We start from the raw sequence: 13,488 nt of genomic DNA on the forward strand, positions 1-13,488 counted from the left end.
CACCGGATCCGGCCGGCCGGCGAGGTGCTGCCGCGCCGCCCGCACGAGATCCTGGTCGGACGCGGGCTCGGACAGCACCCGCTCGATCGTGGTGGCGGTCTGCTTGGCCACTCGCCGCCGAGCCGTCTCAGCCAGCTCGGCGTCGACGGAGAACACCGGTGCCGGGTCGAAACCGCGCTGCCGCACCGCATCTCGCAGCCACGCCTTGGGCATCACCCAGGTGTCCTCGTCGACGACGGCCGGCTGCTCGGCAACGGACGCTGTGGACTGTTCGGCAACCGGAGCCGCGTCTGGTAGCTCCTGCACCACCTGGGCTGAACCGATCGGCCGGTAGCCCTTCTTCTCCTTCTCCGCCACCAGTTTCGCGACGTGCGCCTCGGCCGCCTCCGCGGAGGCGAGCTCCTTGGTCTGGGTCTGGCCGTGTGTGTCCAGCCGTCCGAACCGGACGGTGACCGCGGCACCGTCCCTGCCGATCTCCCAGAACTTCGCCGAGCCGCCGGAGACGAGCTCCCACCTGCGCACTGCCGTACCCCCTGAGTCCGATCCGGAGTTGATGTCGGCGACCGTACTCAGCCGGTCCGACACTTTTCGTCGATCAAGCGAACTGAAGTCGTGTCCGTTACTCACGCCTGGCTCCGACGGCGCCTGCAAGTACTGCCAACTCAACATCAACAGGCGCGCAACTACACCCAACAGGCCGCTGCGGGCCCGAGCTGACGGTGTCCGTTCTGCGGATGCAGAACGAGTTGGGTGTAGTTGAAGGGGATTCGATCAAGAGTTGGTGGTACTTGCAGACGCTCTCGGCGCCAACGAGCCGATCAGGTTGAGGACAGGACGTCTGCCCCAGGTGCTCAGCGAACTGACAGGTCACGCCTGCAGCGATTCCAGTTCCGAGAGGAGCTCGGAGGCGGTGACCGGGTCCACGTCGATGTTGGCGGGGCCACCGTCCCTGGGCGGCACCCATGCACCTTCGCCGCTTTCCGAGAACCACAGGGCGCTGAACTTCATCTCGGGGAACATGTCGACCATTCCCACCGTGATTCCGGGATCCAGGCAGGCGACCAGGGCACCGCCGGACGGGAGCGGGCGGGTCATCCAGGGTTCACAGCCGTTGTCCTGGGGTTCGCCGCGCACCCAGCCTCGTTTGGTGAGGCCGAGGACCTTGCCCACCGGCACGACGCGGTCGACGTACCTGTGCAGCTGCGGGACGTTGTCCTCGCCAGGGACGAAGGCGTGGGTCGGGCGGCTCAGCTGCGGGAAGGGTTGCAGGATCTCGTAGTCCGCGAACACCTCGCCCCAGGTCTGGAGGGTGTCGGCCAGCTCGACGGGGTGGGCCACGCGGACGGTGGCCCCCTCCGGCAGGGTCACCTCGTCGTCGCCGGAGTCGGCGAGGGTGCGGTCTTCTGCCAGACGGAAGGACATGCCCGCGTCGGTGATCCAGACCAGGCGGCGGACCAGGTGCCAGAGCAGGGGATGAGCGGCCAGGACGGTGTGGAACTCGTCGGCGGTCCAGGTGCGCTGGTCGACCATCGAGCGTTCCAGCCGGTGGATCTGGTCGGCGGCGACGGTGCGGACGTCCTTCTTCAACGTGGCGAAGCGCTTGTGTTCCGCGGGGGCCAGGTCCTGGTCGTCCTTGGTGCCGGGTTTCGGGAGGTCCTTGCGGCGCTTGCCATCGGGGTCGAGGACGTAGGGTTTGAGCTGTTCGTCGAAGCCGACGGTGAACTGGCGGGGGCCGTAGTCGATGACCAGGGTCGCGGCGTCGTCCAGGCCGAGCCGGGGGACCAGACGGTCGGACAGTTGGTCGCGGCTCAGGCCCAGTGCCGCGGCGATGTCGGCCACCTTCTCCTGGGCGCGGGCCTTGAGGCCCTTGAACTTCACCCTCTCCGCGATGCTGTTCAGATGGGTCAGTGCCACCTCGCTGCCGATCTGGGCGAGCACGTCGAGGCCTGTGACGGCTCTGGCGTGCTGGCTCTCGCCGGGCCAGGCGCGGATCAGCGGCGAAAGGCGGCGCACCGTCCCGTCGTCGCCGAACCATCCGAGTGCTGTGAGGACCCAGGCGTCCTTCGACGGTGCTCCCACGTCCTGCCAGCGGCCGAAGACGGCCCAGGCGAACTCCGCGAGCGAGGTGCGGTCGCACGCCTCGACGGCGAGCGGCAGGCCGGGGTAGACGGCGTCCGGTTTGGACAGTGCTGCGGTCATCAGGAGGTTCTTGGCGGCACCCGCGGACAAGGCCGCCTTGCCGTCGGTCAGCAGCACCTGGGGGAGCAGACGTGGATCGGCCCAGTCGCCGATCACCGGCAGTTTCGCGGGAAGGACGTCGAGCGGGTCGACCTCGACCAGGATGCGGATCGCGGCACCCGCTTCGTCGCTGTGCGAGGCGGCGAGGGCGACGACGTCGACGCCGGTCTCCAGGTGGAGGTGGCGGAGGGCGAACTCGGCGTTGCGGCGCACCGTACCTGGTGCGCCGAGTGCCGCGGGCAGCAGAAGGCGGGCTGCGGCCTCGCGGTGGCGGTCCAGCCAGGCGACGGCGAACGTGCGGGCTGTTTTGAGGCGTACCAACCAGTCCGCCATCAGCTCGGCCACCTCGACGGTGGCGTACGGGAGCAGCACGACACCCGACACGTGCGGGTTGCTCGCGGCCAGACGCAGCATCGCGGGCAGGGCGTCCATCTGGAACCGGGCCGTGATGCGCTTGCCCCAGCTCTCGCTGCCCCACGTGTCGCTGGGGACCCAGTCGGCGAGCAGCGGGAGGGCGAGCTCCTCCGGGCCCGCCTCGAACAGCCGGTGGTCGTGGTAGCGCTTGTCGCGGGCCCTGACCGCGGCCGCCAGCGCCTTCCAGTCGTGGGTCTGCCGGGTCCAGTAGCCCTTGAGTTCCTGCCACTCCTCGCGCTCGCCCGGCAGCCACGTGACGTGCGCGGTGGGCACCGGCAGATCCTTCAGCACCACGGACTTCGGCTGTGGACGGCGGTGCGTCCACGGCGGTTCGGCCAGCACACGCGGGAGCGCGGCGGCAGGGGCGTCCGGCAGCGCTTCGGGGAGCAATGCGGCGATTTCCGCCGGCAGTTCGAGGCCTGGGTGCATCAGCATGTGCGTGTGCAGCAGGTTGCGGGCGTCCGGGTCGTTGACCGCGCGGGGCGACAACAGCCGGACCGCCCGCGCCGGGAACGCGGCCATCGCGGACAGCAGTGCCGGCCGCACATAACGCTCCTGCAGGCGGTTCAGCAGCATCAGGAACGCTTCGTCGGTCGGCAGCGCCGCCAGCACCTCGAGCGCCAGCTTGCGGCAGTCCGCGCCCCACTCGACTTTCGCGCGCAGCTCCGCGTCGAGCACGGGCGCGAGCGCGGGACCCAGGACGTACAAGGCGGTGTACAGGCCGGTCGGCGACCAGATCAGATGTCCTGACCGCAGACGGCCGAGCTGCTCCGCCGTGCTGGCCGAACAGTGCACCATCCAGTACGGCGCGTGCTGGGCGGTGTTCGCTTCCTCGAACCAGTCGTGCCGCGTCGGGGCCAGGAAGGCGCGCGCCGCCTGGCTGAACCAGTCGCCGCCGAGCTTCTTGAGCTCCACCAGTGCCGCGTCGTACGTCGCCTGGTCCGCGACGGCCAGCGCGGTCCGGGTGTGGATCAGCGCCCGGCCCTCGAAGGTCTGGTCCCCGAGGTGGTGCGGCAGCGACCAGTGCAGGTGGTGGCCGGACCACTGCTGGGTCTGCCAGTCCTTGTGGTTGTTGACGTGCACCGCCGCGTAGTGCACGGCCGCCGCCGCGGCGAACGGCAGGCCGAACTCCTCGATCCACCAGTGCACAGGGGACTTGCCGGTCTCCGCCACCTTCGTGAGCACCGCGACACCCAGCGGATCCGGCCGGCCGTCGAGCTGGTCCCGCAGCGCTCGCACCAGACCCTGGTTCGAGTCCGGATGGACCAGCACCTCGTCGATCTTCTCGGCGTGTGCGGTGATCTGGTCGCGGGACTCCTGCGCCACAGCGGAGTCGACCGCGAACTTCGGCCATGGTCTGACGTCTCTTCGGCGCATCGCTTGCCGCAGCCACTCCGAGGGCATCACCCACGTCTCCTCGTCGAGAGGAGGCTCGACCGGTGGTGATGCAGGCACCGCCACGGGCGCGGCAGGGGGATCCTCGGAAGGCGCGATGCTCTGGTAGCCCTTCTTCTCCTTCTCCGCCACCAGCTTCGCGACGTGCGCCTCGGCCGCCTCCGCGGAGGCGAGCTCCTTGGTCTGGGTCTGCCCGGCCGTGCCCAGCCGTCCGAACCGGACGGTGACCGAAACACCGTCCTGCCCGACCTCCCAGAACTTCGCCGAGCCACCCGCGACGAGCTCCCACCTGCGCACTGGCAAACCCCCTGAACCCGGTCCGAAAGCTGATGTCCACGGACCGTACTCAGGGGGTCTGACAGTTTTGGATGATCAGGTGAAGACGCTGGTCAGAGCTCCCACCAGAGCGCGGTGTCCGGGGGCAGCAGCAGCTGCCCGTCGCGCACCCCGTAGTACGAAGAAGCCAGCAGCACCGCACCGGGATCCGGCAGCGCGACGACCTCACCGGAGAGGTTCACCGCACAGGCGACACCCCGTCCGCCGGCCCTGCGCTCGAACCACAACACGTCGGCAGGCCCGTCGATCCAGGTGACACCGTCGCCCGCGCCCAGGGCCGGATGCTCGCGCCGGGCGCGCAAAGCGTTGCGGTAGAAGGACAACATCGAGTCCTGGTCGCCGGTCTGCGCCTCCACGCTGAGCTTCGCCCAGTCCGCGGGCTGCGGCAGCCACGACCCGCCGGTGCCGAACCCGAGCGACGGGCCGGAAACAGTCCACGGCAACGGAACCCGGCAGCCGTCACGGCCGCGTTCGGTGTGGCCGGACCGCTCCCACATCGGGTCCTGCAGCACCTCGTCCGGCAGGTCGAGCACCTCGGGCAGCCCGAGCTCCTCGCCCTGGTACAGGTAGACCGAACCCGGCAACGCCAGCATCAACGCCAGAGCAGCGCGTGCCCGCCGCACACCGGTCTCGCCGCCGCCGTACCGCGTCACGTGCCGTTGCACGTCGTGGTTGGACAGCACCCACGTAGTAGGCGCACCCACCGGCGCGACAGCCGCCAGCGAGGAGTCGATCACCGACCGCAGGGCCTCGAAGTTCCACTCCGCGGTCAGGTAGTGGAAGTTGAACGCCTGGTGCATCTCGTCGGCACGCAGGTACATCGCCGTCCGTTCGGCGGAAGGCGTCCACGCCTCCGCCACCAGCACGCGCTGACCCTCGTAGGAGTCCACGACCGCACGCCACTCGCGGTGGATGTCGTGCACACCGTCCTGGTCGAAGAACGGCAGCGCCTCCGTGCCCAGCAACTTGAGCTGGTCCGCGTGCCCGATGTCCGGCAGCCCCTGCGCCTTGATCATCCCGTGCGCCACGTCCACCCGGAACCCGTCGACGCCCAGGTCCAGCCAGAACCGCAGCACGTCGCGGAACTCCGCGCGTACCTCCGGCAGCTCCCAGTTCAGGTCCGGCTGCTCCGGCGCGAACAGGTGCAGGTACCAGGAACCGTCCTCGACCCGCGTCCACGCCGGCCCGCCGAAGACCGACTCCCAGTCGTTCGGCGGCTGATCACCGACGCCCTCGCGGAAGATGTAGCGCTCACGGCCACGCCCGGCCAGCGCCTCCTGGAACCACTCGTGCTGGTCGGAGCTGTGGTTCGGCACGATGTCGACGATCACCCGGATGCCGAGCGCGTGCGCGTCCGCGACCAGCGAGCGCACGTCGTCGAGCCCGCCGAACTGCGGGTCCACCGCGCGGTAGTCCGCCACGTCGTAGCCGCCGTCCGCCATCGGCGAGGCGTAGAACGGCGTGATCCAGACCGCGTCGACGCCCAGGTCGCGAAGGTAGGGCAGGCGTGAGCGGATGCCGGGCAGGTCACCGACGCCGTCGCCGTCCGAGTCGGCGAAGCTGCGCACGTAGACCTGGTAGATGACGGCGTGTCGCCACCAGTCCTGGGACATGTCCATGCCTTCCGATGGGGTGTGTCAGCGGTCCAGGAAAGACGTTGCAAAAGTTTTCCGCAAGTCGGCTTGAGGATTACTGAAGCAACCGCGCTAGGTCTGCAAAGTTTTGCAGCCCCAGATAATGCGTTGCGACGCTGCGGCGTCATCCGTCAGAGTGGATCTCAACGAACCGGAGAAAGGAGCCAGCCGTGATGCAGCACATGTGTCATCAGCACGTCTGGTGCTCCTCGGCATGAGCTGAACTCATGTCTCCGGGGAGCCGTCCCGTCGCCGCTGCGACGAGGCGGCTTTTTTTGATGCCCGTTGGTCCAATCGGCACGGACGCCGCGCTCTGGACGCGGAGATCGAGGTTCGAGTCCTCGACGGGCAGCTGTGACCGAAGCCGAAGCAGTCGAGGCGCCAGGTTGTGGTCCTGGTCGAAGCCGGTGCGAGTCCGGTCGGTCACCCCATCGCGCGGGACCCGGTGGTCACCCGGGCCTCATAAGCCTGGGATGCCTGGTTCGACACCAGGACGCGCGATGCCCGGCCCACGTCACGACGGTCGTGAAACGCTCTGCAACAGCGTTGACACTGGGTTCGACTCCCAGGTGGGTCTCAAGAAGTGGGACGGGGAAGCAACTCCCCGGACCCGTTGTTCGCACGGTCATGAGCGCCTTCGCGGAGGACTGGCAGGCCTGGAAGACGGAGCGGGAGAAGACCCTGGCCGACCCGTACGGGTGGCTGGCGCTGGTCTCGCTCGACTGGCTGGAGACGACCCCACGCGCCTATGACGGCCTACCGGGCGTGTGGTGGCAAGACGACGACGCGGCGTACTGGCAGAACGAGGGAGAACCGACGCGGTTCGCGCTCGTCCAGAGCGGCCCTGGCACGCGCGTCGAAGCAGGCGACGTCGAGATCGAGGTCGCGCGCCGCGGTGGGTACCTGATCCGCGTGCACGACCCGAAGGCCGAGGTACTCAGGAACTTCCGCGGCGTGCCGTCGTACGAACCGCAAGAGGCCTGGGTGCTGGAAGGCGTCTACGAACCGTTCGACGCGCCCGTCCCCACCACGGTCGGTGCAGTCGTCGAGGGGCTTAGTCACGTGTACGAGGCACCTGGCCGTGTGCGGTTCACGCACAACGGCGCCGAGCACACACTGACCGCGTTCAACGGCCGCAACGGCGGGCTGAGCATCCTGTTCACCGACGAGACCAGCGGCGTCACGACGTACGCGGCGAACCGGTCACTGGCGGCAACCCCGGTCGACGGCAAGGTCGTCCTCGACTTCAACCGCGCGACGAACCTGCCGTGCGCCTTCACCGACTTCGCCACCTGCCCGCTGCCACCCGCGGGCAACCACCTGCCGTTCAGCGTTGAGGCGGGGGAGAAGACGCCGTACGAGCGGGTTTAGAAGAACTCGTCGAGCAACTGGTACCACTTGAGCAACGGTGGGCGGGGGACGAGGCCGTAGGCGCGGTCGAACGCGTCTGCGGCCTCCTCGTCCAGTTCCCGGTGCACCAGCGCGATGTCGCGGTGCCGGTCGGACACACCCAGCCGGGACACGTCGATCAGCACGGTCGAGCCGTCCGGACGCAGCAGTACGTTCGGCGGGCAGAAGTCCCCGTGAGCCACCACGAGATCCTCGTCCTGGGGTGCGCTGCGGACCAGCCGCTCCAGCAGTTCGGAGGGTGTGGCCCCGCGGTTGTCGTCGTCGAAGTCGTCCGGGTCCACGAGACCCGCCTCGACGTTGCGCCGGGCCTTCTCCAGCATGACAGGCACACGTGCGTCGAACGGGCACGAGGCTACCGGCAAAGCGTGCAACGACCGCAGCACTGTGCCCATGACGGTCCCCGCGAGCACGGGGTCGACGGCCGCCAGTGACGGCGCCCCTGCATCCTCCAGCACGAGCCAGTCGTCCACGAACGCCTTGATCGACGGCACCTCGAAGTGCTCGCCCAGCCACAGCAACCGATCGCGCTCTTCCACCCCTGCGCGCTTCACGTAGCAGGAACCCACTCGCCAGACGTCGCCGGACAGTCCCTCGTGCTCACTTGACCAGACCGCGTCCGGACCGACCGCTGACAACACTTCCCCTGGGATCTCCACGTGGACCATTCTGCCTTGTCTACAGTGGACTCTCCGCGCCATTTTTAGCTTTGTTGAGCCGAGTTCCGGTACGGAAAGCCTTGACCTGGCACAGGAAAGCGATGCAGGGTGGGAGACAAGGGGAAACTGGGGAGGAAGTCATGAAGAAGATCGCCGTTGTGCTGTGCGCTCTGGCGGGTCTCGCGATCACGCCCGCCGCCCACGCCGCCGAGCCGGACTGCACGTTCACCGACGCGTTCTGCGCGTGGGACCAGATCAACTACGAAGGCGCGAAGTTCAACGTCGTCCCGATCGGGTCCTCGGCGTGCGTGGACCTGGTCGAGCACGGCTGGGGCAACCGAATCCGCTCTGCCTACAACAACAGCACCTTGACCGCATCGCTGTTCGCGAGCGACGACTGCACCGGCCGGCCCTACCCGATCGACGGCAAGACCGGCCAGCCCAACATCACGTTCCAGGCGGGAAGTGTCTTCATCCAGCGCTAACGCTCACACCCGACGCCGTCTCCATTGCTGTCCAGCTTGTAGACGTCAGGACCGATCACGCGGATCGGGCCCCGGACGTACTGGGGCCCGTCTCCGGTTCCACCCGCGCAGTCGACATCGGACGCGATCGGCACGCACGGGCTGTAGCTCGCGTGGCAGCTCGGCTGCGGTGCCGGTTGCGGCTGAGGATTCGGCTGAGGCTGCGGCTTCGGCTGTGCGACGGCTGGGGGCGTGGTGGTCGTTGTCGTGGTGGTGGTGGTCGTAGTTGTTGTTGTTGTTGTTGTCGTGGTGGTTGGCGGAACCACGGTCGTGGTCGTCGTGGTGGGTGCAGTCGTGCTGCTCGATCCCGCTGCCTTGTCAACGTTCGACGGACCGCTCATCGCCGCTCCGACAACAACAATCGCGATGAAGAACGCGAACAGGCTGCCCACCCCGATCGCCGCTGGCGTTACCCACGAACGAGAGCCCGCGACCGGCACCACCGCTCCACGAGGAACCTCGCGCGGCATCCGCAACACGATCTGCAGCAACCCGTTGTCGCCGCGCTGCACCAAAGCACCGCACCCGGTCGCACCACCACCCGACTCGACGTGCATCAGCACCGGCGCATACCGTTGCGACATCAGGAAAGTCAGCTCACCGACGCGCTGCCCGTCGAGCCGCACCTCGATCGCCCGCTGACCGCGGTACTTGCCGGCGGCGACCATGCACCACGTCAGGTGCACGGCGACATGCCGCGTCACGCCGTCCGGCACGGCGTACCTGGCCAGCACGTCCTGGTTGTGCTCCTCGCCGGTGACGGTCACCGTCACCTCACCGGGCACCATCACCAGACCTGCGGCCGAGTTCTCGATCACTGTCGCAACTCCCTCGAGTGGGGTTCGTACGCCTGACCATCGGGGGACCACTTCAGGTGTTACCGAGAGTGCCGCCATGTTGTGCCGAACGAGTGAAAATCCGCGCTGGCTGTCACGCAGCGTCGGAGACCACCGATGCGAACTGGACGGCGGAATCCCGCGAGCACACGGCGGGGCGAGATTCGTACGGTGTGCACATGTTGCAGCCGGACCGCGAGACCAGGGCCGAGTGGACGAAGACCGTGACCGCCTTCGTCGAGGAGTTCATCGAGGGACTGGAGGCCGCGCCCGCGTCGTCGCCGGGCACGGCCCTCCTGCCCCCGCCGCCGGCGGAAACGCCAGGCGGACTCGCTGACCTGCTGGACCGGTTCTCCGGCGCGGCGAGCCAGGCCGTGGAAACGGCGGGCCCGCGCTACCTCGCGTACTTCCCGGCCGGTGGCCTCTACAGCTCGGTGCTCGCCGAGTTCGTCGCCCAGGCCACGAACCGCTACACCGGTGTCGCCTCCACGGCGCCCGCGCTGGTCGCGATGGAGCACAGCGTGATCCGCTGGCTGTGCGACGAGTTCGGCCTCCCGGCTGGATCCGGCGGGATCTTCACGACCGGAGCCTCACTGGCCACGCTGTCGGCGGTCCACACCGCACGCCAGGACCGCCTCGGCGCCCACGACCCCAACGGCACCATCTACGTCACCCCGCACACCCACCACTGCGTCGCGAAGGCCGCGCACATCACGGGCTTCCCGCCCGAACGCATCCGCGTCGTCCCCACGGACGCACACCTGCGGATGGACGTCCCCGCGGCTCAGGCCATGATCGCCGAGGACCGCGCAGGCGGCCTGCGCCCGTTCCTGATCATCGGCACGGCCGGCGCGACCAGCACCGGCATCGTCGACCCGCTCGACGAGATCGCCACCCTCGCGCACCGGGAATCCCTGTGGTTCCACGTCGACGGCGCCTACGGTGGCGCGTTCCAGCTGACCGAACGCGGCCGCGAGATCCTCACCGGCATCGACCGCGCGGACTCGATCGCGTGGGACCCGCACAAGAGCCTCTTCCTCCCGTACGGCACGGGCGTCCTGCTCGTCAGAAGCGAAGCCCTGCTGCGCGCCGCGCACGCGGCCGACGGCGACTACCTGCAGGACCTCGACCACGGCACCGGCGTGCCCGACTACTCCGACCTGGGTCCCGAGCTCACCAGGGAGTTCCGCGGCCTGCGCATCTGGCTGCCCCTGCACCTGCACGGCGTCGCCGCCTTCCGCGCGGCGATCGACGAGAAGCACGATCTCGCCGACCACCTCCGCGCGGAACTGGCCAAGATCGAAACCCTGGAAGTGCTCCCGTCCGACCTCACCGTCGTGGTCTTCCGAAGCGCCGACAGCGAGCAGCTCCTCAAGCGCATCAACGACTCCGGCAAGTTCTTCCTGTCCAGCACCAGGCTCGACGGGAAGTTCACGCTGCGGATCTGCGTGCTCAGCCACCGCACCCACCGCGAGCACGTCGACGAGCTGATCGAACTGATCAGGCGCTTGTCCGCTTGACGAGCGACGTGGGCAGCAGCAACGACGGAGGCAGCCCCGCCTCGCCGGCCAGCTCCGCGAGCAGCCGCCACGTCATGGTGCGGCCCAGCTCTTCGACGTCCTGCCGGATCGTCGTCAGCGGCGGTGTCGCGGTCGCGGCGAACACGGAGTCGTCGAACCCGATCACGGCGACGTCCTGCGGCACGCGCCTGCCCTGCGCGTGGAGCACCTGCAGCGCTCCCAGCGCCATGATGTCCGCGGCAACGAACACCGCGTCGAGGTCGGGGGCCTTGCGCAGCACCGTTCCATGGCCCGCGCGCCGCTCTCCGGCGTGAAGTCGCCGTGTGCCACGAGATCGGCGGCGATCTTGGCCTCGCCCAGCCCGCGCCGGAACCCGCTCAGCCTGTCCGCGCCGACGGCCATGTCCTTCGGTCCTGCGACGGTGCCGATCCTCTTGCGCCCCAACGAGACCAGGTGCCGTGCCGCTTCGAGTGCGCCGGTGAAGTTGTCGGAGTCGACGAACGGCACGGTCTTTCCGAGCGGCCGTCCACCGGACACGACCGGCAGTCCGATCTCGGCCAGCATCGGCACCAGCGGGTCTTCGCCGTGCAGGCTGACCAGCAACGCCCCGTCGACGTGCCCGCTGCTGAGGTACGCGACCAGGTCCTCGGTGTCGGACGGCTGGCTCATCATCAGCAACAGCTGCATGTGGCGACCGGCGAGCTCGGCGTGGATTCCGCGCAGCACTCCCGCGAAGAACGGGTCGGACAGCACGCGGCCGGTCGGCTCGGAGACCACGAGCGCGATCGCGTTGGCCCGGTTGCCCGCGAGTGCGCGTGCGGCCTGGTTGGGGGTGTAGCCCAGCTCGGCGATCGCGGCGTGCACGGCCTCACGGGCCTTCGCGCTGACGTACGGCTCGTCGTTGATGACGCGCGAGACGGTCGACTTCGACACCCCGGCCACCCGCGCGACCTCTTCGATCCGGGGGCCGGGACGCCGTTTCGCCGTCTCGGTCATGCGGTCATCTTAGGCGGCCTGGCCGGTCCATGATCTGTTCACCCACACGGGCCACCAGCTCCGGTCCATCTTCGTTCCCCCTCTGCGCAGCGGCGTGAGGCCAGTTTCGAAGATCGTCCGCACAAATTCCGCACAGCGCCCCCGAGTTCTGGCACCATGCCCCCCGAGGAGGGTCAGTGCGGTATCGGCCTCTTGGGCCGCTGCAGATCTGGCGTGGGGGCGAGGAACTGCGGCTGGGCGGGCCCCGGCAACGGGCGCTGCTGGCGGCGTTGGCCTTGCATGCCAACGAGACGGTCAGTTTTGAACATTTGGTTGAAGCGGTGTGGGAATCTCCACCCGCAGCACCGGAATCGAACATTCGCACCTACGTCGCCGCCGTGCGCAAGCTCGTGCTGGACGACCTCGTCACGGTGCCCGGCGGCTACCGGCTGAAGGTGTCGGCAGGCGAGGTCGACGTCGACGTCTTCGAGCAGCTGTGCGCTGTCGGCGACGAGGCGCTGAAGCAGGGTGATCACCGCGCGGCGGTCTCCAGGTACGAGGAGGCGCTCGCGTTGTGGCGGGGCCCGGCGCTGGACGGCCTCGTGATCGGGCCGCGCCTGGAAGCCGAGCTGACCCTGCTGCAGGAACGCCGGCTCACGGTCGCCGAGCAGCACGCGCGCCTGTCGATCGAGCTGGGCCAGGGCGAGCGGCTGATCGGGGAGCTGCGACGGCTGACCAAGCAGTTCCCGTTGCGGGAACAGCTGTGGCTGCAGCTCATGCACGCGCTGCACCGGGCGAGCAGGCCCGCCGAGGCGTTGCAGGCGTTCGAGGACGTGCGGGTGCTGCTGGCCGAGGAGCTGGGCACGGATCCAGGCTCTGACCTGCGCGAACTGCACGAACGGCTGCTGCGCGGGGACGAGCCGCGGCCCGCGCTGAACACGTTGCCTCGCGACGTCGCGGACTTCACCGGCCGGCGACGCCGAGATGGACCGGCTGACCAGGGCCGTCACCGGACGGTCCGCGGTGGTGATCTCCGCGATCGACGGCATGCCGGGCGTCGGGAAGACGACGCTGGCCGTGCACCTCGCGCACCGGCTGGAGTATCCGGACGGTCAGCTGTTCATCGACCTGCACGCGCACACCGCGGGCCGTTCCCCGGTCGAGCCGACGGACGCCCTGGACGTGCTGCTGCGCGCGCTCGGCCAGGAGGAGATCCCGGTCGGCCTGGACGAGCGGGCCTCGTTGTGGCGGGCCGAGCTGTCGCGACGGCGGCTGCTGGTCGTGCTGGACAACGCGGCGAGCGAGGAGCAGGTCCGGCCGCTGCTGCCTGGCGTGCCGGGTTCGCTGGTGCTCGTGACGTCACGGGCGAGGCTGGTCGAGCTGGAAGGCACGTCGACGCTCACGCTGGACGTCCTGTCCGAGGCCGAGGCGCTGCAGCTGTTCGCCACGATCGTGGGCGACGAACGCGGCATGGACGCGGCGGCACGGGAGGTCGTGGAGCTGTGCGGCAGGCTTCCGCTGGCCGTGCGCCTGGCCGCCGGCCGGTTGCG

Annotated in this window: 9 protein-coding genes, 2 tRNA genes and 3 pseudogenes; 7 read left to right on the plus strand and 7 right to left on the minus strand. The window is 69.1% G+C overall.

Features of this window, described 5'->3' with window-relative positions; translation table 11 throughout:
* The 3 genes from FXN61_RS39240 to FXN61_RS39250 form a co-directional block, all read right to left on the minus strand.
* On the minus strand, positions 1–522 hold a 522-nt coding region (locus tag FXN61_RS39240; protein ID WP_167978967.1), incomplete at its 3' end, for a WGR domain-containing protein.
* 345 nt (positions 523–867) lie between these two features.
* On the minus strand, positions 868–4,344 hold the full coding sequence (locus FXN61_RS39245; protein ID WP_167978968.1) for a WGR and DUF4132 domain-containing protein: 3,477 nt from the start codon (positions 4,342–4,344) through the stop codon (positions 868–870).
* Between the two features lie 92 nt (positions 4,345–4,436).
* On the minus strand, positions 4,437–5,996 hold the full coding sequence (locus tag FXN61_RS39250) for a glycoside hydrolase family 13 protein (RefSeq protein ID WP_167978973.1): 1,560 nt from the start codon (positions 5,994–5,996) through the stop codon (positions 4,437–4,439).
* Between the two features lie 300 nt (positions 5,997–6,296).
* On the opposite strand from FXN61_RS39250, the gene FXN61_RS39255 reads away from it, so the two are divergent.
* The 3 genes from FXN61_RS39255 (at position 6,297) to FXN61_RS39265 (ending at position 7,388) form a co-directional block, all read left to right on the plus strand.
* A tRNA-Gln gene (locus FXN61_RS39255) sits at positions 6,297–6,369 on the plus strand.
* A 2-nt stretch (positions 6,370–6,371) separates the two neighbouring features.
* Positions 6,372–6,448, plus strand: a tRNA-His gene (locus FXN61_RS39260).
* 196 nt (positions 6,449–6,644) lie between these two features.
* A complete protein-coding gene (locus FXN61_RS39265) occupies positions 6,645–7,388 on the plus strand; it encodes a DUF1684 domain-containing protein (RefSeq protein WP_167978969.1) in 744 nt (247 codons plus the stop codon).
* Here the strand turns inward: FXN61_RS39265 and FXN61_RS39270 are convergent.
* On the minus strand, positions 7,385–8,083 hold the full coding sequence (locus FXN61_RS39270; protein ID WP_167978970.1) for an aminoglycoside 3'-phosphotransferase: 699 nt from the start codon (positions 8,081–8,083) through the stop codon (positions 7,385–7,387). The genes FXN61_RS39265 and FXN61_RS39270 overlap by 4 nt on opposite strands.
* A gap of 140 nt (positions 8,084–8,223) precedes the next feature.
* Here FXN61_RS39270 and FXN61_RS39275 point away from each other — a divergent pair, with 140 nt between their 5' ends.
* A complete protein-coding gene (locus tag FXN61_RS39275) occupies positions 8,224–8,568 on the plus strand; it encodes a peptidase inhibitor family I36 protein (RefSeq protein WP_167978971.1) in 345 nt (114 codons plus the stop codon).
* Here FXN61_RS39275 and FXN61_RS39280 read toward each other — a convergent pair.
* Positions 8,565–9,425 (minus strand): hypothetical protein, encoded by an 861-nt coding sequence (locus FXN61_RS39280; protein ID WP_167978966.1) that lies wholly within the window; start codon positions 9,423–9,425, stop codon positions 8,565–8,567. The two genes, FXN61_RS39275 and FXN61_RS39280, sit on opposite strands and share 4 nt — an antisense overlap.
* Positions 9,426–9,622: 197 nt before the next feature.
* Between FXN61_RS39280 and FXN61_RS39285 the strand changes: the two genes are divergently transcribed.
* Positions 9,623–10,963, plus strand: coding sequence for a pyridoxal phosphate-dependent decarboxylase family protein (locus FXN61_RS39285; protein ID WP_167978972.1), 1,341 nt, complete (start codon positions 9,623–9,625; stop codon positions 10,961–10,963).
* Here the strand turns inward: FXN61_RS39285 and FXN61_RS53460 are convergent.
* Positions 10,944–11,354: pseudogene (locus FXN61_RS53460) on the minus strand (substrate-binding domain-containing protein); the annotation flags it as partial. The gene FXN61_RS39285 and the pseudogene FXN61_RS53460 overlap by 20 nt on opposite strands.
* Positions 11,282–11,959: pseudogene (locus FXN61_RS39290) on the minus strand (LacI family DNA-binding transcriptional regulator); the annotation flags it as partial. The pseudogenes FXN61_RS39290 and FXN61_RS53460, both read right to left, overlap by 73 nt.
* 176 nt (positions 11,960–12,135) lie before the next feature.
* Between FXN61_RS39290 and FXN61_RS56705 the strand changes: the two are divergent.
* Positions 12,136–12,786 (plus strand): annotated as a pseudogene (locus FXN61_RS56705) (AfsR/SARP family transcriptional regulator); the annotation flags it as partial.
* Between the two features lie 178 nt (positions 12,787–12,964).
* Positions 12,965–13,488 (plus strand): NB-ARC domain-containing protein (locus FXN61_RS39300; RefSeq protein ID WP_312878349.1); only part of this gene is annotated, 524 nt, incomplete at its 3' end.

The organism is Lentzea indica (assembly GCF_012184385.1).
In the GTDB taxonomy this organism is placed as follows: domain Bacteria; phylum Actinomycetota; class Actinomycetes; order Mycobacteriales; family Pseudonocardiaceae; genus Lentzea; species Lentzea indica.

Bases quoted from the DNA above. Each gene is read 5' to 3' on its own strand.
- FXN61_RS39265 (WP_167978969.1), top strand. From the start codon at position 6,645: ATGAGCGCCTTCGCGGAGGACTGGCAGGCCTGGAAGACGGAGCGGGAG.
- FXN61_RS39285 (WP_167978972.1), top strand. From the start codon at position 9,623: ATGTTGCAGCCGGACCGCGAGACCAGGGCCGAGTGGACGAAGACCGTG.
- FXN61_RS39250 (WP_167978973.1), bottom strand. From the start codon at position 5,996: ATGTCCCAGGACTGGTGGCGACACGCCGTCATCTACCAGGTCTACGTG.
- FXN61_RS39275 (WP_167978971.1), top strand. From the start codon at position 8,224: ATGAAGAAGATCGCCGTTGTGCTGTGCGCTCTGGCGGGTCTCGCGATC.